Raw genomic sequence first — 18,832 nt, 5'->3', positions numbered from 1 at the left:
TCGCCGTGCCGTCTGGCCGGCGTGTGCGCCTCCTATCCTGCCGACCCGATGCCGCTGCCGACCATTCCGACCGCCCCGTTCTGCCCCGCCGAAGTGAAGGGCAGCATCACCATCGATGCGCGTGCCCCGTGGTTCGCGCGGCTGCGCCGCTTTTTCGGGCCGGGCCTGCTGGTGGCGATCGGCTATATGGACCCGGGCAACTGGGCGACCGACATCCAGGCCGGCTCGCAGTTCGGCTATTCGCTGTTGTGGGTGGTGGCGTTCTCCAGCCTCGCCGCGATCTTCCTGCAGATGCTGGCCGCCCGGCTCGGGCTGGTGGCGGGGCGCGACCTCGCGCAGATCAGCTACGAGCGCTACGGCCCGTTCGGCAAATGGCTGCAATGGGTCACGGCCGAAATCTCGATCATTGCCTGCGACATCGCCGAGGTGCTCGGCTGCGCGCTCGCGTTCAAGCTGCTGCTCGGCGTGCCGCTGGCCTGGGGCATCGTGCTGACGGCGCTCGACACGCTGATCGTGCTCGGCATGCAGGGCAAGGGCTTTCGCCAGATCGAGGCGATCGTGCTGGGCCTGATCGGCACCATGGCGTGCTGCTTCGTGGCGCAGGTGGCGATGGTGCCGACCGACTGGCACGCAGTGGCGGCCGGGTTGATCCCGGGCGATCCGGGCCACGACCGCAAGGATGCGATCGTGCTGGCGCTCGGCATCGTGGGCGCGACCATCATGCCGCACAACCTCTACCTGCATTCGTCGGTGGTGCAGACGCGCCGCGTGACGGGCGGCGCGCGCGGCCACGTGCTCGACACGCTCGCGATGGTGCGGGTGGATACCTGGTGCTCGCTGCTGGTGGCGATGTGCGTGAACGCGGCGATCCTGATCCTCGCGGGCGCGGCGTTCCATGCGGCTGGACACACCGGCGTGGCCGACATCGAGCAGGCCTATCAATTGATCACGCCGCTGGTGGGCGGCGCCGCCGCGATCCTGTTCGGCATCGCGCTGCTGGCCTCGGGGCAAAGCTCCACGCTGACCGGCACGATCGCCGGGCAGGTCATCATGGACGGCTTCCTGCACGTCAAGATCCCGTGCTATCAGCGCCGCCTGATCACGCGCGGGCTCGCGCTCGCACCGGCGCTGGCCGGCGTGCTGCTGCTCGGCGACGGCTCGGTCGGCAAGCTGCTGGTGTGGAGTCAGGTGTTGTTGAGCCTGCAATTGCCGTTCGCGATGTGGCCGCTGATTCGTTCGGTCAGCGATGCGAAACTGATGCAAGGGTATGCGATCGGGTGGGGCGCGAAGCTGTTCGCGTGGGCGCTGTTCGCGGTGATCTGCGGCACCAACCTGCTGCTCGTGACGGGCGTGGTCGGCTGAGTAAAGTGGTCCATCGGCCCGGGCGATATGTGAACCTTCGCGCCGGGCCGTGCTGCGTCGATCATGGCGGCGCGGCGGCTGCGTGCCTGCGGTTGCCGCTTTCGCCACCGCGCAGCACCGGAGCCTTGCCTCGATGTCCTCGTCCGTCTCTTCATCCGCTTCCTCGCCGGATTCCTTGATCCGCCCCGACGTGGCCGCCTTCCTCGGCGGCCTGCACGGCGCCGCGCTGCAACCGGCCGGCCTCGACGCGCTGCGCGACGGCTACGCCGCCTCCAAATCGGTCACCGAATTGCCGGTCGGCACGCTGGCCGTGTTGCGCGAGGTCGCGATTCCGGGCCCGGCCGGCCCGATTCGCGCCTGCCTGTTCGACAGCCGCGCCGAGCGTGCGCCGGGACCCTTGCTGATGTTCTTCCACGGCGGCGGTTTCGTGATGGGCAGCGTGCAGACGCATGCGAGCCTGTGCGCCGAACTGGCGCGCACGCTCGACCTGCCGGTGTTGTCGGTCGACTACCGGCTCGCGCCCGAGCATCCCTGGCCGGCCGCGCCCGACGACGCCGAGGCGGCCGCGCGCTGGGCCGCGGGCAGCCCGGCCGAACTGGGTCGCGAGGTGCGCGCGTTGCTGTTTGCCGGCGACAGCGCGGGCGGCAATCTCGCGATCGTGACGGCAATGCAATTGCGCGACCGGCCCGCCGCCGTGCCCGCGATTCTGCAATTGCTGTTCTATCCGCTGGCCGATCCGGGCCGCGTCACGGCGTCGCTCGACCGGTTCGGCGACGGCTATCTGCTGACGCGCGGCAGCCTCGCGTTTTCCGCCAACGCCTATCGCGCTGACCCGGCCGACATGCGCGCCGCACCGATGCGCGGCGATCTGGCCGGGATGCCGCCGGCCGTGGTGATGACGGCGGGCGCGGACCCGATTCGCGACGAAGGCCGCGCCTATGCCGCCGCGCTGGTGGAGGCGGGCGTGCCGGTGGCGTTCCGCGAGGCGGCGGGAAATATTCATGGTTTCGCGACGCTGCGGCAGGCGATCGGTTCATCGGCGGGCGATGTGGCGCAAGCGTTGGCGGCGGCGCGCGCCTTGATCGAGTGCCCGCCGACCACCTGAACCAAGATAAGGCATACGAAACGGTATGCCTCGGCGCGCCGCTTTTTGCTTGTGAAATGATACGTTATATCGTAACATTTTCAGCCATCGAGACTCTGGCCGCATCCGGTCGCCCCGAATCCGCCATGTCCCTGACCCGGAAACAGCAACTCGTCCTAGATGCCCTGCGGCGCGCCGGTGCGCCGCTCGGCGCCTACGCCTTGCTCGACCGGTTGCGCGAGGCGGGCTTCAACGCGCCGGCGCAGGTCTATCGGGCGCTGGCGCGGCTGGTCGAGGCCGGCGAGGTGAGCCGCCTCGAAACGCTGAACGCCTACCTGCCGCGCACGGCGGTGCGCGGCGATGCGGTCAGCGTGTTTACGATCTGCGAGCGCTGCAGCCGCATCGGCGAGTACGCCGACGCATCGCTCGGCGAGCGCCTTGCGCACCTGACCGGCCGCCACGATTTCGTGCCGAGCCACGCGGCGATCGAGATTCGCGGGCGCTGCGTCGATTGCACGGCCACGGCCGACTGATTCGCGCCGCTTCCGATTCACCTTTTCTTGCCCGCTTTCATGTCGAACCTTGCGATGCCTGCTGATTCGTTATGCGAATCATTTTCGACGTGTCGGCGTTTTGCTTCACCGGCCCCGACGCGGGGGCCCCGATGCTGATCCGCAAGCTGTTCCGCTTCGAGAACGCCCATATCGTGCGCGGTTGCACCACGCAACGCTGCGCGACCTCGATTCACGGTCACTCGTATCGCGTCGAGTTGCTGCTGGAGGCGCACGCGTTCGATCGCGGCCAGATGGTGTATGACTTCGGCCTGCTCAAGGGCGGCGTGCGCGAGCTGATCGACGGGTTCGATCACGCCATGACGCTCTGGCGCGGCGACGATCCCGATTACCTCGCGGCAATGTGCCGTCATTCGGCACGCTGGGTGCTGCTGCCCGTGTCGCCGAGCGCCGAGCAGTTCTCGCGCGTGTTCTTCCTGCTGGTGGACGCGATGCTGGCCGCCACCGACATGGCGAACGGCGAGGCCGACGTGCGGCTGCATTCGGTGATCGTCCACGAGACCGATACCGGCTACGCGCAGTGTTTTCGCGACGACGCCCACAACTCCGCGATGGGGCCGATCGATCTTCGGGATATCGAATTTTCCGCGGCGGTGCGCGCCGAGTGGCGTGACCCGCAACTGTTCTCGCGGCTGCTGCGCGGCGCGCGCACCGCCAATCCGCCGCCGGCCGCGCCCCTTCATCGTTCGACATCGAGGCTCACGCAACCATGATCCGCAAGAACCCGCGCGGCGACCTGCCGCGCATTCATCCCGACGCCTTCGTCGATTCCACCGCCATCCTGTGCGGCCTCGTGATCGTCGAGGCGAACGTCTTCATCGGCCCGTATGCGGTGATCCGCGCCGACGAGATCGATGCGAACGGCGAGATCGAGCCGATCGTGATCGGCGCGCATTCGAATATTCAGGACGGCGTGGTGATCCACTCGAAGTCCGGCGCGCCGGTGCGGATCGGCGAGCGCACCTCGATCGCGCATCGTGCCATCGTGCACGGCCCGTGCGAAATCGGCAACGGCGTGTTCATCGGCTTCAACAGCGTGCTGTTCAATTGCGTGGTGGGAGACGGCTGCGTGGTGCGCTTCAACGCGGTGGTGGACGGCTGCAAGCTGCCGCCGTATTTCCATGTACCGTCCACCGAGCGGATCGGCCCCGAGACCGATCTGGCCTCGTACCCGCAGGTCACGCCCGATGCGAGCGAGTTCTCCGAGGACGTGGCGCGCACCAACAACGCGCTGGTGCGCGGCTACAAGCAGATCCAGAATGAATTCTGACGTGACGCTGCTGCCCGCCGCGAAGCGGGCTCGCGCTATGCGTGCATCGAGCGCGTCGAACGCCGTGGCCGAGCGCCGCGACATCGCCGAGCGCCTCGCGCGGCGCCATGCCGATCTGCTGATCGAGGGCGGCACGGTGCTGACGCCGAACGGCGCGGAGCGCATCGATATCGCCTGCGTGCAAGGGCGCGTGGTGGCGCTCGGCGATCTCGCGTCGAGCTGGCACGCCGACGACCGGCTCGCTGCCGGCGGGCTGCATGTGCTGCCCGGCGTGATCGATACGCAGGTGCATTTCCGCGACCCCGGCCTCACGCACAAGGAAACGCTGGAGGCCGGCACGCGCGGCGCGGTGCTCGGCGGCGTGACGGCCGTGTTCGAGATGCCGAACACGCAGCCGCTGACGCTGGAGGCCTCCGACTTGCGCGACAAGCTCGAACTGGCGCGCGGCCGGGCCTGGTGCGATCACGCGTTCTATCTGGGCGGCTCGGCGATCAACGCCGAGCGGCTGGCCGTGCTCGAAACGCTGCCCGGCTGCGCGGGCGTCAAGGTGTTCATGGGCAGCTCGTTCGGCAACCTGCTGGCCGACGACGATGCCGTGCTGCGCCGGATCGTGCGCAACGGCCGCCGCCGCATGGCGGTGCACGCCGAGGACGAGGCGCGGTTGCGCGCGCGGCGCGCGCTGGTCGAGGCCAGCGGCGACGTGCGCGATCATCCGCACTGGCGCGACCCCGAGAGCGCGCTGATGGCGACGCGCCGGGTGGTGGCGATGGCCGCCGAAACCGGCCGCAAGCTGCATGTGCTGCATGTGTCGACGGCCGAGGAGATGGCGTTTCTCGCGCAGCACAAGCGCCGCGTCAGCGTGGAGGTCACGCCGCATCACCTGACGCTCGAAGCGCCGGGCTGCTACGAGCGGCTCGGCACGCTCGCGCAGATGAACCCGCCGGTGCGCGACGCTTCGCATCGCGAAGCATTGTGGCAGGCGATCCGCGACGGCGTGGTGGACGTGATCGGCAGCGATCACGCGCCGCATACGCTAGAGGAAAAGGCGCGGCCGTATCCGGGCTCGCCGAGCGGCATGACCGGCGTGCAGACCTTGCTGCCGGTGATGCTCGATCACGTTGCGCATGGGCGCTTGAGCCTGCAGCGGCTCGTCGATCTGACCGGCGCCGGGCCGGCGCGGCTGTTCGGCATCGAGGGCAAGGGGCGCATCGCGCTCGGCTACGACGCCGATTTCTCGATCGTCGATCTCGGTGCGCGCCGCACGATTCGCGACGACTGGATCGCCAGCGTTTCGGGCTGGACGCCTTACGATGGCATGGCGTGCCAGGGCTGGCCGGTCGCAACGGTGCTGCGCGGCCAGCCCGTGATGCGCGACGAGGTGTTGGTGGGCACGCCTGCGGGCCAGCCGCTCAAGTTTCTCGACCAGCACGCCGGCTGACCGCCATGCCGGCCGGCGGGCGTCGCCTTTCAGGCGGCACCCGTTTTTCCTTTCGCAGTGCTTTCCGTTTTTCGGCACGGCACCGAAGCACGGCGGTGCTGCGCTATCCTCCTGTCTGCCGATAACGAAATGCCGGCCCGACTGTCACGCCTGCGCCGCCCGCCCTGCCTGCGGGTGAGCGACGCGCAGGCGCGGGCCGGAGCGGGACGAACCGGGAGCGGGCGGAATGACGGAGACGGTGGAGTGCGTCGTGATCGGCGCGGGCGTGGTGGGGCTGGCGGTAGCGCGCGCCTGCGCCGAACGCGGCTGGGAAACGGTGATCGTCGAGGCCGAGACGGCGATCGGCACCGGCACGAGTTCGCGCAACAGCGAGGTGATCCACGCGGGCATCTATTACCCGGCCGGATCGCTGAAGGCGCGGCTGTGCGTCGAGGGGCGGCGGTTGCTGTATGCGTATTGCGAGGCGCGGCAGGTGCCGTACCGCCGTTGCGGCAAGCTGATCGTCGCCACCCGGGACGCGCAGCGCGGCGCGCTGGCCGCCGTCGAGGCCGCCGCGCGCGCCAACGGCGTGACCGATTTGCGCCGCATCGATGCCGCCGAAGCGCGCGCGCTCGAACCCGCGCTGCACTGCGTGGCCGCGCTCGAATCGCCGTCGACCGGCATCGTCGACAGCCATGCGCTGATGCTCGCGCTGCTCGGCGACGCCGAGCGCGCCGGTGCCGCGATCGCGTATTGCTCGCCGGTGATCGGCGGGCAGGTGCTGCATGATGGCGGCCACTCCTTGATCGAACTCGAAACCGGCGGCGCAGAACCGATGCGCCTGCGCGCGCGGCGCGTGATCAATGCGGCCGGCCTGTATGCGCAGGCGGTGGCCGGGGCGCTGCACGGCCTGCCACCCGCATCGATTCCGCGCGCGCGGTATGCCAAGGGCAACTATTACTCGCTGTCGGGGCGCGCGCCGTTCTCGCGGCTCATCTACCCGGTGCCGGAGCCGGGCGGCCTGGGCGTGCATCTGACGCTCGATCTGGCGAACCAGGCGCGTTTCGGGCCGGACGTCGAATGGATCGACACGATCGATTACCGCGTCGATCCGGGCCGCGCCGCGCGCTTCTACGAGGCGATCCGACGTTACTGGCCGGCGCTGCCCGATGCGGCGCTGCAACCGGCCTATTCGGGCATTCGCCCCAAGCTCGACGCGCCCGACGGCGGCAGCGCCGATTTCATGATCCAGTCGGCCCGCGAACACGGCGTGCCCGGCCTCGTCAATCTGTACGGGATCGAATCGCCGGGGCTGACCGCTTCGCTCGCGATCGCCGACGAGGTGCTGGCGCGGCTCGATGCGGCGTGATGCAGCGTGAGGTCGGTGCACCAGTTGTAAGGGTACCGAAGCAATCTTCCGCCCTCAGCCCGCCGTCTTCAGCTTGAACACGCGATTCTTCTCCAGCGTGCCGGCCGTATAGGCCTTGTCGTCGACGGCGGCAGGGCGCAGGTGCTCGTCTTCCAGCGCCGGCCCCGTATAACGCCCGCGCGGCCGGATCACCTTGCCCACCCGCAACTGCTCGATGCAATGCGCGAGCAAGCCCACGCTGCGCGCGATCGAGAACAGCCCGAATGCGGCATCGGCCGGCAACTTCAGTTGTGCTGACAGAATCGCCAGCGCCACGTCGATGTTCGGCTTGAGGCCGGTCAGCGCCGTGACCTTGTCGATGAACGCGCCCAGTTCGCGCGGCGGATCGAGCCGGCTCAGGAGCGCTTCGGCGCGCGGGTCGCCGTCGGGGTAGAGATGATGGCCGAAGCCCGGCACCGGAATCGCCGAGCCGAGATGGTGGCCCACCACGTGTTCGGCGCCGAGCCGTTCGACGTCGTCGAACACGGCCCGCACGCGCCGCGACGCGTCGCCGTGCAGCGGGCCGGACAGCGTGGTCAGCCCGGTCAGCAGGCAGCCGGCCAGCGGCGCACCGGTGGATGCCGTGATGCGCGCGGCGAACGCCGAGCTGGTGATCTCGTGATCGGCCACCAGCACCATCGCGCGCCGGATCAGGTCGGCGCCGGCCGCGTCCTGCCCCCAGCCCGCCGCGAGCCGTTCGTGGGTCCGGCCCGATGCGTTGCCATCGCCGCGCTTGGCACCGGCATCGGCACCCGCACCCGCACCCGCACCCGCACCCGCACCCGCACCCGCACCCGCACCCGCACCCGCACCCGCACCCGCACCCGCACCCGCACCCGCGCCCGCACCCGCGCCCGCGCCCGCGCTGGCGCCGAACGCCAGCGACACGATCGCCACCAGGCGCCCCGCCTCGGCATGCAGCGCGCTGTCGAGGCGGCCCAGCGTCGAATGCCCGTTGGCGGCCAGCGCGGCCAGCGTGGTGAACGCGCAGCGCCGCCCGCGCTCGCCGTCGGGCAGCGCCGCATCGTCGAACGCGAACGACACGGCGGACGGCGAATTCCACAGCAGCGCGGCGGCGTCTTCCAGCGTGGCGCTGTCGGCCAGTTGAATGCAGTCGCGGCCGCGATACCACGGCCGGCCGCGCGAGAACGTGGTCAGGCCGCTGTAGATGCACGGCTCCGCGCCGAAGATGGTGCCGGCCGCGAGCGCCGCGCGTTTGCGTCCGACCTGCTTCTTGCGGCACAGCGCGATCACGTCCTCGGCCCGGTACAGGCTGCGGCGCGGATCGTGCGGGTCCTGCATGACGGCGATGTTGCCGCGGCTCGCGTAGGCGTAGACGGTTTGCGCCCGCACGCCGAGTTGGCGGGTCGCTTCGGCGAGCGTGATCCAGTTCGACATGGCGGTGTGCAGAGGCTTGAGAGGATGCGCCCGACTATAGACCGCTCTCAGTTGAATGTCATTTCCGCCGGGCGGCGTTCGAGAATCTCCACCACGATCTGGCCCGGCGCCTTCACGAAGCAGCCGCGCACGCCGGCGCGGATCTGCTTGATCGGCTCGACGATCTCCGCGCCCTCGGCCAGCAGGTGCGCGAACGCGGCATCGAGATCATCCACCCGGACTCCGAAATGATCGATGCCCTCGCGCGCCGCGCCCGGTGCACCGCTCTCGGCCGCTTGCGCGAGCTTGGTGATGAACAGGTTGATGTCGCCGAGGCGCAGGTCGACGCGGCCGGGGCGGCGCACGATCTCGGCGCTCAGGCAGCGCGCGAACCAGGCGGCGGTGGCTTCGGCGTCGGTGGACGCGAGCTGGAGGTGGTCCCACTTGAATTCGATCATGGTGCGGAGCAGGTCGTGAGAGTGACGATAAGGATCAGAGTTCGATGCGCGAGAGCTTGCCGAGCAGCAGCGAGTACGACAGCGTGCCGAGCAGGCAGATCGCGCCCATCAGGTTCAGCGCCCAGAAGAAGTTGCCGGTGTGCTGCGTGACATAGCCGATCATCAGCGGCGTGGTGACGGCCGCGATATTGGCCGCGAGGCTGGTGATGCTGCTGGTCAGGCCCACATACTGTTTCGGCGCGATCTCGGACACCGCGGCCCACGACATCGAGCCGATGCCCTGCGCGAAGAACGCCACGGTCAGGATCGCGATCACCACTTCGTTCGAATGCACGAAGTTGACCAGCGCGACCGAGGCGCCGAGGAACGTGCCGATCACGAGCGGGGCCTTGCGCGCGGCCGACATCGACACGCCGCGGCGAATGAAGAAATCCGACAGGAAGCCCGCGATCAGGATGCCGAGCGTCGCGCCGACGAACGGCAGCGCCTGGAACAAGCCCACCTTGATCATCGACATGTGGCGCTCCTCGACGAGATAGGTCATGAACCAGGTCGTGAAGAACACCAGCAGCGTGTTGTTGCAGAACTTGCCGAGGCAGATCGCGAGGATCTGCCGGTAGCCGAGCAGGCGCAGCGCCATGCGCCAGTCGAAGCGCGTGCGCGGCGGCTGCGCCGTGCGGCCTTCGTTGATGTGTTGCAGTTCGGCCGCGTTGACCGAGCCGTGCCGCGCCGGATCGCGATAGATGCGATACCAGATCGCGCTGAACAGGATGCCGAAGCCGCCCGTCACGAAGAACACGGCGCGCCAGCCGAAGGCTGTCGAGATCCACAGCAGCAGGCCCGCGAACAGCGGCGTGCCGATGTACTGGCCCATCACGTAGACGCTGGTGGCGAAGCCGCGCTCCTGCACCGGGAACCACAGCGTGACGGCGCGCGCGTTCGACGGAAACGCCGGCGCTTCGAGCGCGCCCATCGCCAGGCGCGCGCCGAGCAGCATCCGGTAGCCGTTCGAGAAGCCCTGCGTGAGCGTGGCGAGCGACCAGCCGAACAGCGACAGCGCATAGGCCACGCGCGAGCCGAGCACGTCGGCCAGGATGCCGGCCGGCAGCAGTGCGAACGAATAGGCCGCGCCGAACACGGCGAACAGTTCGCCCATCTGGATTCGCGTCATGCCGAGATCCTTCGAGAGCGCCGGCGCGACGATGCCGAGCGCGGAGCGATCGACGTAGTTGAGGATGGTGGCCACCAGCAACATCGAAAGGATCGAATAGCGGACCTTGGTGCGTTTCGCGGCGCTCGTGCGGCTGGCGTAGTCGTGCATCGCCACCGGTGCGTCCTCGGCTGTCTTCATGTCGTGTCTCCTGTTCGTGAGCCGGATCTTGTTGTCGTGGGTCCGGCTTTGAGGCTTGGCTTCGCTGCGCGCCGTTCAGCCGCGGCCGACGAACGGCATCGCGCTGGCCATGATCGTCATGTTCAGAATGTTCGCCTCGAGCGGCAGCTTCGCCATCTGCACCACGGCATCGGCCACGTGCACGACGTCCAGGCGCGGCTCGGGCGCGACGCGGCCGTCGGCCTGCAGCACGCCCTGGTTCATGCGCTCGGTCAGCGAGGTGGCCGCGTTGCCGATATCGATCTGGCTGCAGGCGATGCGATACGGGCGGCCGTCGAGCGCGAGCGACTTGGTGATGCCGAGCACCGCGTGCTTGGTGGACGTGTAGGCGATCGTGTTCGGGCGCGGCGAGTGTGCCGAGATCGAGCCGTTGTTGATGATGCGCCCGCCCTGCGGGTCCTGCTGTTTCATCAGGCGCCACGCGGCGCGGGCGCACAGGAACACGCCCGTCAGGTTGGTGGCCAGCACGTCGTTCCAGAATTCGAGCGTGTAGTCGTCGAGCGGCACGGCGCCCGCGTTGCGGCCCGCATTGTTGAACAGCACGTCGAGGCGGCCGAATTCGGCGGCGATCGCGGTGAAGCTGCGCTCGACCGAGGCTTCGTTGGCCACGTCGGTGGGGAACGCCCGCACCCGGCCGCCGGCCGCGTCGATCAATGCTTCGGTTTCCTGAAGGGCCTCGGCGCGGCGGCCCAGCAGGGCGACCGTGAAGCCGGCGCGGGCCAGCGCCACGGCGGCGGCCTGGCCGATGCCGGAGCCGGCGCCGGTGACGGCGGCGATACGGGGGCGGGCTTGCGTGTCTGGGTGCATGTCGCGATCTCGTCGATGGTCGGTAGGGACGAGAACAGAATTGCATCCGCCCGGAAGCACCGGCAATCTTGATTCTTCCAATCAACATGCTGCGGCTTGCCGGGGCGTGCCGTCATCAGGGTTTTCCTGAGCCTTGAGGCGGGCGTGCAGGGCTTGCAGTCGGGCGGTGCCGCGCCACGGCGGGTTCCGTGCACGGCATATCGCCCAGATGTTGATCGATAGAATCAACATTGACCTTCGCCGAACCGGCCTCGTAGGCTGTGCCCGGATTTCGACCAAAGGAAAACACCATGTCCGCCCAACCCAACCCGAAGCTGCTGGTCGCCCGCCGCGTGCCGGCCGCCGTGGCCGATCGCGCCCGCACCGAGTTCAACGCATTCGTGACCGACTCCGACATGGATGCCGCCTCGGTCGTCGATTTCTGCACCCGGTATCAGACGCCCGCCGTGCTGATCGGCAAGAAATCAGGATTGCAGAAGGAACACATCGACGCGCTGCCGCCGAGCGTGAAGATCATCGCCAACGCCAGCGCTGGCGTCGATCACATGGACGTGGCGGCGGCGCTCGCGCGCGGCATCGCCGTGAGCAATGCGCCCGACGCGCTGACCGAATGCACGGCCGATTTCGCGATGTTGCTGGTGCTGGCCGCGTGCCGGCGCGCATCGGAGTACGAACGGATCGTGCGGCAGGGCTGGGGCAAGTCGTTCGGCATGACCGAGATGCTCGGCATGCGCGTGAACGGCAAGACGCTCGGCGTGGCCGGCTTCGGCCGGATCGGCCGCGCGATGGCGAAACGCGCGCGCGGTTTCGGCATGCATATCGCCTACACCGACATGCGGCAGGCCGATGCGGCGGTGGAGGCGGGCGCGCAGTTCTATCCGAGCCTCGACGCGATGCTGCCGCATTGCGATGTGCTGACGCTGCACGTGCCGGGCGGCGGCGCGCCGCTGATGACGGCGCGCGAGTTCGCGCTGCTGCCGAAGGGCGCGGTGTTCGTCAACGCGGCGCGTGGCGGGCTGGTGGACGAGGATGCGCTGTACGCTGCGCTCGTTTCGGGGCATCTGTTCGGCGCGGGGCTGGATGTGTACCACAACGAGCCGAACATCGACTCGCGCTTCGCCACGCTCGACAACGTGTTCCTGACCCCGCACATGGCCAGCGCCACGATCGAGACGCGCGACCAGATGGGCTACACCGCGCTCGACAACGTGGCCGCCGTGCTCGACGGCCGCGCCGCGCCGAACCGGCTGTAAGGACTTCCAGGCATCGGGATGGGCCGCGCGTGCGGCCTATTTCCGTTTGCGCGCCGGTTTCCTGGCCTCGGCGCGCATCTGCGCCAGTTCGATCGGCACGAACGGCGCCTGGAAGTGATCGACGAGGAAATCGATGAACGCGCGCGCCCGCGTGGTTTCGTTGCGCTGGCCCGGGTAGTAGACGTACAGATCGGCCGACGGCAGCACGAGCTCGGGCAGCACCAGTTGCAGGCGCCCGCTTTGCAGATACTTGGCCAGATCCCATTCCGAGCGGATCAGGATGCCGTGCCCGTCGAGCGCCCAGCGCAGCACGATGTCGCCGTCGTTGCTCGACAGCGAGCCGTTCACCTTCAGCGCTTCCAGATGATCGTCCTGGATGAATTTCCACACGCCGTAGGCATCGTCGTTCTGGGTGTGAATGATGCAGCGGTGCGCGATCAGGTCTTCCTTGCGGGTGGGCGTGCCGCAGCGCTCCAGGTATTTGGGCGAGGCGCACAGAAAGCGCCGGTTGCTCATCAGCCGCCGCGCGCGCAGCCGGCTGTCGGGCAGCTCGCCGAAGCGGATCGCCATGTCGAAGCCGCCTTCCACCAGATCGACGGGGCGATCCGTCACCACGAACTGCACGTCCACGTGCAGATAGCGCTTGGCGAACTCCGAGACGAGCGGCGCGATGGTGGTGCGCCCGAAGCCGAGCGTGGCGTTCACGCGCAGCCGCCCGTGCGGATCGGCCGGCGTGCCGGCGATCGCGTCCTCCATTTCGCGCACCTGATCGAGAATGCGCGCCGCGTAGCGTGCGTAGGTTTCGCCTTCCGGGGTCAGGCTCACGCTGCGCGTGGTGCGGTTCACGAGCCGCGCGCCCAGCCGTTCCTCGATGATGCCGAGCCGCTTGGTGGCGGCCGGCGGCGTCAGGCCCATCGAGCGCGCCGCGCCCGACAGGCTCCTGAGCTTGGCGAGCTGCACGAAGAACGCGAAATCGGAGGTGGAATCGGTTTTCACTTTAGGTGAATGATGAAATGAAACAGGGTGAATTCTAGCGCGCGACGGCGGCGCTATGATGCGTCGTCCGTTATTCGTGCCTGCCAGGAGACATCCGCATGAGAATCGTCGAAATCCGGGAAAAAACCGTCCCGATCAGCTCCCCCATCCGTAATGCCTACATCGATTTCAGCAAGATGACGCTGAGCCTGGTGGCGGTGGTGACCGACGTGATCCGCGACGGCAAGCCGGTGATCGGCTACGGCTTCAATTCGAACGGCCGCTACGGCCAGGGCACGCTGATGCGCGAGCGCTTCATTCCGCGCCTGCTCGAAGCCGATCCGGCCTCGCTCGTCAACGACGCCGGCGACAACCTCGATCCGCACAAGATCTGGGCCACGATGTTCCAGAACGAAAAGCCGGGCGGCCACGGCGAGCGCTCGGTGGCGATCGGCACGATCGACATGGCCGTGTGGGATGCGGTGGCGAAGATCGAAGGCAAGCCGCTGTTCCAGTTGCTGGCCGACCGCTACGGCAACGGCCAGCCCGATCGCAAGATCTTCGTGTACGCGGCCGGCGGCTATTACTACCCGGGCCAGGATCACGGCAAGCTGAAGGACGAGATGCGCAGCTATCTCGACCGCGGCTACACGGTGGTCAAGAAGAAGATCGGCGGCGCGTCGCTCGACGAGGACCTGCGCCGCATCGATTCGATCCTCAGCGTGCTCGGCGACGGCCAGAAGCTGGCGGTGGACGCCAACGGCCGCTTCGATCTCGACACCGCCGTGCAGTACGCCAAGGCGTTGTCGCAATACGACCTGTTCTGGTACGAGGAGCCGGGCGACCCGCTCGACTACGAGTTGCAGGCCACGCTGCGCAACTACTACGACAAGCCGATCGCCACCGGTGAAGACCTGTTCTCGATGCAGGATGCGCGCAACCTGATCCGCTACGGCGGCATGCGCGCCGACCGCGACTGGCTGCAATTCGACTGCGCACTGAGCTACGGCCTGGTGGAATACCTGCGCACGCTGGAGATGCTCCATCAGCACGGCTGGTCGGCCAAGCGCTGCATCCCGCACGGCGGCCACCAGATGTCGCTGAACATCGCGGCCGGCCTCGGCCTCGGCGGCAACGAATCGTATCCGGACCTGTTCCAGCCTTATGGCGGCTTCCCCGACGGCGTCAAGGTCGACAACGGCTACATCACCATGCCGGACCTGCCGGGCATCGGCTTCGAGGGCAAGGCGGACCTGATCGTCGAGATGCGCAAGCTGGCCGAGTAAGCGCAGCCACCGGGCAAGCGCCGCGCGGCAAGCGCGGCGATTCATGCAGCACATCGCGAGGGGTGCGCCACGGCGGCGGCCCCTCGCGACGATAACAATACGAAAACAACACCAGCGGCGCACGGCGTCATCGCGCGTGTGCCCGACCCAGTCAGACGACGGCATGCCCAGGAGACAGCCATGCTCGTAACGAGAATCCGCAAGTCGCTATCGCGTTTGTATGTCCAGGTCCTGATCGGCATCGTTGCCGGCGTGATCGTGGGCCACTTCTATCCCGACATCGGCGCGCAATTGAAGCCGCTCGGCGACCTGTTCATCAAGCTGATCCGCATGGCGCTCGCGCCGATCATCTTCGCCTCGGTGGTGGTGGGCATCGCGCGCATGAACGACCTGCACGTGGCCGGGCGGGTCGGCGTGAAGGCGCTGCTCTATTTCGAGGTGGCCTCGACGTTCGCACTGCTGATCGGTTTGGTGGTGGTCAATGTCGTGAAGCCCGGCGCCGGCATGAACATCGATCCGGCGCAGCTCGACGCCGCCTCGATCGCCACCTACACCCACGCGGCGCAACAGCACGGCATGCTCGAATTCTTCATGAGCATCGTGCCGGGCAGCATCGTCGGCGCGTTCGCCAAGGGCGAAATCCTGCCGATCATCTTCTTCTCGGTGATCTTCGCGATCGCGCTGGCCAAGCTTGGCCCGCGCACCGCGCCGCTGGTCGACATGCTCGACATGTTCCTGCAGGGCATGTTCGGCGTGGTGCGGATCGTCATGGTGGCCGCGCCGATCGGTGCGTTCGGCGGCATGGCGTTCACCATCGGCAAGTACGGCATCGGCACGCTGGCATCGTTCGGAGAACTGATGCTGTGCCTGTACCTGACGTCCGTTCTGTTCGTCGCGCTGGGCCTCGGCCTCGTGATGCGGCTGTGCGGGCTGTCGCTCTGGAAGTATCTCCGCTACATCAAGGACGAGCTGCTGATCACGCTCGGCACGGCTTCCACCGAGGCGGTGCTGCCGCAGATGCTGATGAAGATGGAGCGCCTGGGCTGTGCGCGGCCGGTGGTCGGCATGGTGCTGCCGACCGGCTATACGTTCAACGCGGACGGCACGGCGATCTACCTGACGATGGCCGCGCTGTTCGTCGCGCAGGCCATGAACATCCACCTGTCGCTCGGCGATCAGCTATTGGTGCTCGGCGTGCTGCTGCTGACCTCGAAGGGCTCGGCCGGGGTGGCCGGCGCGGGCTTCGTGGCGCTGGCCGCGACGCTGGCGACGATGCGGCAGATTCCCGTCACGGGGCTCGTACTGCTGCTCGGCGTGGACCGTTTCCTGAACGAGGCGCGCGCCGTGACGAACCTGATCGGCAACGGCGTGGCGACGGTGGTGGTGGCGCGCTGGGAAGGCGCGCTCGATCTCGACCGGGCGCGCGCGGTGCTCGACCGGCGCTATCAAGAGGAGCCCGAAGCATCGGCCGCCGAGCCGGGCGAAGCGGAAGCCGGACGCGGCACGCCGGGTTTGCCGGCGGCGCATCACGGCGTGCATTGAGCGATGCCTCGCTGCGGCGCGGTCAGTGCGGTTTTCGGGCGAACGTGAAGCCGGTGCCGCCGCAGCACAGGCTGTCGCGCAGGAACACCTGGAACGTCTTGCCGATTACGTCGTAGTTCACCGTCGCGAGCGCGACATCGTCGCCGTAGGCATTGAAGCTGCCCGACAGCGCGGGCAGCCAGTCGGGCCGGTCGCTGGCCAGCAGGTACAGATGCTCGTCGTGCACGGTGGTGGTGGGCGACAGGCCCTTCAGGTCGTCGGCCGCCGTGCCGTCGTGCGGCTTGCCGATGTCGTACTGCATGCCGGCGTCGCGGTACGGAATCGTCAGCACCGTCTTGCCGTCGACGTTCAGGCGCGTGGTGAGCGCGGCATCGACGGTGATCGTCATGCTGTCGAGGCGTTTGCGGTCCGCCGCCGTCAGCTTGACGGTGGAGAATGCACGACGCGCGTTCTCGATGCCCGAGACGTTCGACGTCCATCCGCCTTTCGCGCGCCAGGTATCCCACATGCTGTTGGCGCCGCCCGAGCCGCTGACGGTGTCGAGCGGATAGGTGCCGACCGCCTGCGTCAGCAGCTCGCGTTTCGAGCCGATCACGGTTTCGGCGGTTTGATGCGCGTTCACCGGCAGACGGCGCGCGCCGTCGGCCGAGGTCCAGGTGCCGTCGAACGTGCCGCCGTTCAGCTTGCCGGTGAACGTGCCGCTGCGCTTGCCTGAAGACGGCGTTTCATCGAGCGTGACGTTGCCCGCCGCGTCGATCTTGCCGTTCAGGTAAAGGTTGTTTTGCTTGCCCGCGTAGTGGTAATTGCCGGTCAGCGTGCCGTCGACGTTCTTCAGATCCATCGTGAACGCGTAGCGGCCGCCGATTTGGCCGGCCAGGGTCTTGTGGAAATACTGCGTGTCGGCGTGGGCCATCACGGAGAACGTGGCGGACACGAGCAGGGCGGCGAGCGACGGGATCGGACGGAGCATGGCGGCAGGCGAAGGGAAGGAGCGGCGATTGTGACATGCGATGCATGCCGGCGATGCGCGCCGCTTCGCTTGCCGTTACCGGCCTGCGTTCACTCGGCGCTCACTGTGCCGCCACCTCGATCGTCGCCTCGCACCGGATCGGGAAATTGACCGAGTTCGCCACATAGCATTTCTCATGCGCCGCGTGATGCAGCGCGTGCGCGCGTTCGGCATCGTCGCCGGCGCGGATCGTCACGCGCGGGCGTAGCACGATTTCGGTGAAGCGCCCTTGCTCGGGGCTGTCGAGCATCGTGCCTTCGGCGTCGTCCTCGTAAGCCAGCACGCGGATGCCGGCATCCGCGCACAGATGCAGATACCAGAGCTTGTGGCAGGCCGAGGCCGATGCGAGCAGCAGATCCTCCGGGTTCCAGCGCGCCGCGTCGCCGAGAAACGCCGCGTCGGCCGAGCCCGCGATCTCGGGCTTCGTGCCCGAGCGGATGGTGTGATCGCGGCCATAGTCGCGATAGCCCGAGGTGCCGCTGCCGCGGTTGCCTGTCCACTGCACCGCCACGCGGTAATGGTGCTTGCCGTATGCCATCGAATCCTCTCGCCGGGTTGAAAAGCCATGGTGTCCGAATCGGCGTCATTGTGTCACCGGAATCCCATTTGGTATACCATTATTCCAAATTGAACCCGGAGCCAGGATGGAAGCGAAACTCGATTCGACCGCCGACGTGATTGCGGCGTCGCTGCGCGAACTGATCAACAGCGGCGAGCTGGCGAGCGGCGCGCGGCTGGTCGAGCGCGATCTGGCCGAGCGCTTCGGCATCAGCCGGATTCCGCTGCGCGAGGCCGTGCAGCAGCTCGAACACGAAGGGCTGGTGGAAAGTTTCCGCAATCGCGGCGCGGTGGTGCGCATGCTCGATGCGCACGACGTGGAGGAAATCTACGGGCTGCGCGTGCTGCTCGAAGGCGATGCGATCTTTCGCAGCGTCAAGCGCGCCGACGACGAAGCGCTGGCGCGTGCCGAGCTGGTGCACCGGCTGCTGGGCGAGGCCGGCAGCGCGCTGCGTCAGGGGGAGTTGAATCGCGAGTTCCACGAACTGTTGTATGCGGGCTGCGGCAACGGCCGCCAGTTGCAGGCGATCCGTGCACTACGCGGCCAGGTCGAGCGCTACGAGCGCTTGCAGAACCGGCTGCTGGCCGAAACGCCGTCGTTCCAGGTGGAACACGAGGCGATTTTGCAGGCGTGCCGCGAGCGCAATGCGCGCGGCGCGCGCGCGATGACGGCTGCGCATCTCGAATCGGCCAAGGCGATCGTGTTGCGGGTGGTGGCGGCGTCCTGAACGCGGGCGGCTGCGAGCTAACATGACCGCCGCCCGTTTCGTCTTGCGGGTGATGGTGGCGTTCTGAACGCGGGCGGCTGCGAGCTAACATGGCTGCCGACCGTTTCGTGCTGCGGATGGTGGCGGCGTCCTGAACGCGGGCGGCTGCGAGCTAACATGACCGCCGCCCGTTTCGTCTTGCGGGTGATGGTGGCGTCCTGAACGCAGGCGGCTGCAAGCGAACATGGCCGCCGCCCGTTTCGTGTTGCGGGTGATGGTGGCGTCCTGAACGCGGGCGGCTGCGAGCGCACATGGCCGCCGCCCGTTTCGTGCTGCGGGTGGTGGCGGTGTCCTGAA

The 18,832-nt window shown here is 68.0% G+C and carries 18 protein-coding genes; 11 read left to right on the top strand and 7 right to left on the bottom strand.

The window, feature by feature from the left end; all coding sequences use genetic code 11:
• Window positions 1–48: 48 nt before the first annotated feature.
• The 7 genes from ACYP33_RS06985 to ACYP33_RS06955 all read left to right on the top strand — a co-directional run bounded on the left by ACYP33_RS06985 (window position 49) and on the right by ACYP33_RS06955 (window position 7,074).
• Entirely contained in the window at window positions 49–1,362 is a 1,314-nt protein-coding gene (locus ACYP33_RS06985) for an Nramp family divalent metal transporter (protein WP_414449935.1), read from the top strand.
• Between the two features lie 133 nt (window positions 1,363–1,495).
• Window positions 1,496–2,467, top strand: a complete 972-nt coding sequence (locus ACYP33_RS06980; protein ID WP_459620607.1) for an alpha/beta hydrolase — start codon at window positions 1,496–1,498, stop codon at window positions 2,465–2,467.
• Between the two features lie 125 nt (window positions 2,468–2,592).
• A complete protein-coding gene (locus ACYP33_RS06975; protein ID WP_459620606.1) occupies window positions 2,593–2,979 on the top strand; it encodes a Fur family transcriptional regulator in 387 nt (128 codons plus the stop codon).
• Between the two features lie 131 nt (window positions 2,980–3,110).
• Window positions 3,111–3,731, top strand: coding sequence for a 6-pyruvoyl trahydropterin synthase family protein (locus ACYP33_RS06970; protein ID WP_414451976.1), 621 nt, complete (start codon window positions 3,111–3,113; stop codon window positions 3,729–3,731).
• A complete protein-coding gene (locus ACYP33_RS06965) occupies window positions 3,728–4,288 on the top strand; it encodes a gamma carbonic anhydrase family protein (protein WP_414444488.1) in 561 nt (186 codons plus the stop codon). The genes ACYP33_RS06970 and ACYP33_RS06965 overlap by 4 nt, the downstream gene beginning before the upstream one ends.
• A 37-nt stretch (window positions 4,289–4,325) precedes the next feature.
• Entirely contained in the window at window positions 4,326–5,726 is a 1,401-nt protein-coding gene (locus ACYP33_RS06960) for a dihydroorotase (RefSeq protein WP_459621057.1), read from the top strand.
• Between the two features lie 226 nt (window positions 5,727–5,952).
• Complete coding sequence (locus ACYP33_RS06955; protein WP_459620603.1) at window positions 5,953–7,074, top strand: NAD(P)/FAD-dependent oxidoreductase; 1,122 nt, start codon at window positions 5,953–5,955, stop codon at window positions 7,072–7,074.
• Window positions 7,075–7,128: 54 nt separating this feature from the next.
• Here ACYP33_RS06955 and ACYP33_RS06950 read toward each other — a convergent pair whose 3' ends face one another.
• The 4 genes from ACYP33_RS06950 to ACYP33_RS06935 form a co-directional block, all read right to left on the bottom strand.
• On the bottom strand, window positions 7,129–8,511 hold the full coding sequence (locus ACYP33_RS06950; RefSeq protein WP_459620601.1) for a citrate synthase: 1,383 nt from the start codon (window positions 8,509–8,511) through the stop codon (window positions 7,129–7,131).
• 47 nt (window positions 8,512–8,558) lie between these two features.
• Window positions 8,559–8,948 carry a VOC family protein gene (locus ACYP33_RS06945; protein WP_459620599.1) on the bottom strand — a complete coding sequence of 130 codons (390 nt, stop codon included), beginning with the start codon at window positions 8,946–8,948 and terminating at the stop codon, window positions 8,559–8,561.
• A 34-nt stretch (window positions 8,949–8,982) separates the two neighbouring features.
• Window positions 8,983–10,269 (bottom strand): MFS transporter, encoded by a 1,287-nt coding sequence (locus tag ACYP33_RS06940; protein ID WP_459621055.1) that lies wholly within the window; start codon window positions 10,267–10,269, stop codon window positions 8,983–8,985.
• Window positions 10,270–10,374: 105 nt separating this feature from the next.
• Window positions 10,375–11,145 (bottom strand): SDR family oxidoreductase, encoded by a 771-nt coding sequence (locus tag ACYP33_RS06935; protein ID WP_459620597.1) that lies wholly within the window; start codon window positions 11,143–11,145, stop codon window positions 10,375–10,377.
• 290 nt (window positions 11,146–11,435) lie between these two features.
• Between ACYP33_RS06935 and ACYP33_RS06930 the strand changes: the two genes are divergently transcribed.
• Window positions 11,436–12,398: a 2-hydroxyacid dehydrogenase gene (locus tag ACYP33_RS06930; protein ID WP_459620595.1), complete on the top strand. Its 963-nt coding sequence runs from the start codon at window positions 11,436–11,438 to the stop codon at window positions 12,396–12,398.
• Between the two features lie 36 nt (window positions 12,399–12,434).
• Here the strand turns inward: ACYP33_RS06930 and ACYP33_RS06925 are convergent, their stop codons facing one another.
• On the bottom strand, window positions 12,435–13,394 hold the full coding sequence (locus ACYP33_RS06925) for a LysR family transcriptional regulator (RefSeq protein ID WP_459620593.1): 960 nt from the start codon (window positions 13,392–13,394) through the stop codon (window positions 12,435–12,437).
• Window positions 13,395–13,492: 98 nt separating this feature from the next.
• On the opposite strand from ACYP33_RS06925, the gene ACYP33_RS06920 reads away from it, so the two are divergent.
• Together ACYP33_RS06920 and dctA are read left to right on the top strand one after the other, a co-directional pair.
• Window positions 13,493–14,659, top strand: coding sequence for a mandelate racemase/muconate lactonizing enzyme family protein (locus ACYP33_RS06920; RefSeq protein WP_414444496.1), 1,167 nt, complete (start codon window positions 13,493–13,495; stop codon window positions 14,657–14,659).
• A 180-nt stretch (window positions 14,660–14,839) separates the two neighbouring features.
• Complete coding sequence (dctA, locus tag ACYP33_RS06915; RefSeq protein ID WP_459620591.1) at window positions 14,840–16,201, top strand: C4-dicarboxylate transporter DctA; 1,362 nt, start codon at window positions 14,840–14,842, stop codon at window positions 16,199–16,201.
• 22 nt (window positions 16,202–16,223) lie between these two features.
• Here dctA and ACYP33_RS06910 read toward each other — a convergent pair whose 3' ends face one another.
• The gene (locus ACYP33_RS06910; RefSeq protein WP_459620589.1) at window positions 16,224–17,171 is read right to left on the bottom strand and encodes a hypothetical protein; all 948 of its coding nucleotides are present in this window, start codon (window positions 17,169–17,171) and stop codon (window positions 16,224–16,226) included.
• 100 nt (window positions 17,172–17,271) lie between these two features.
• Window positions 17,272–17,748, bottom strand: a complete 477-nt coding sequence (locus tag ACYP33_RS06905; protein WP_459620587.1) for an OsmC family protein — start codon at window positions 17,746–17,748, stop codon at window positions 17,272–17,274.
• Between the two features lie 106 nt (window positions 17,749–17,854).
• Here ACYP33_RS06905 and ACYP33_RS06900 point away from each other — a divergent pair, with 106 nt between their 5' ends.
• The gene (locus ACYP33_RS06900; RefSeq protein WP_414444500.1) at window positions 17,855–18,496 is read left to right on the top strand and encodes a GntR family transcriptional regulator; all 642 of its coding nucleotides are present in this window, start codon (window positions 17,855–17,857) and stop codon (window positions 18,494–18,496) included.
• Window positions 18,497–18,832 lie beyond the last annotated feature (336 nt).

Source organism: Burkholderia sp. 3C (genome assembly GCF_054589155.1).
Note: the sequence above shows the minus strand (reverse complement) of the source record. Positions and strands in the feature narration are given on the sequence as shown.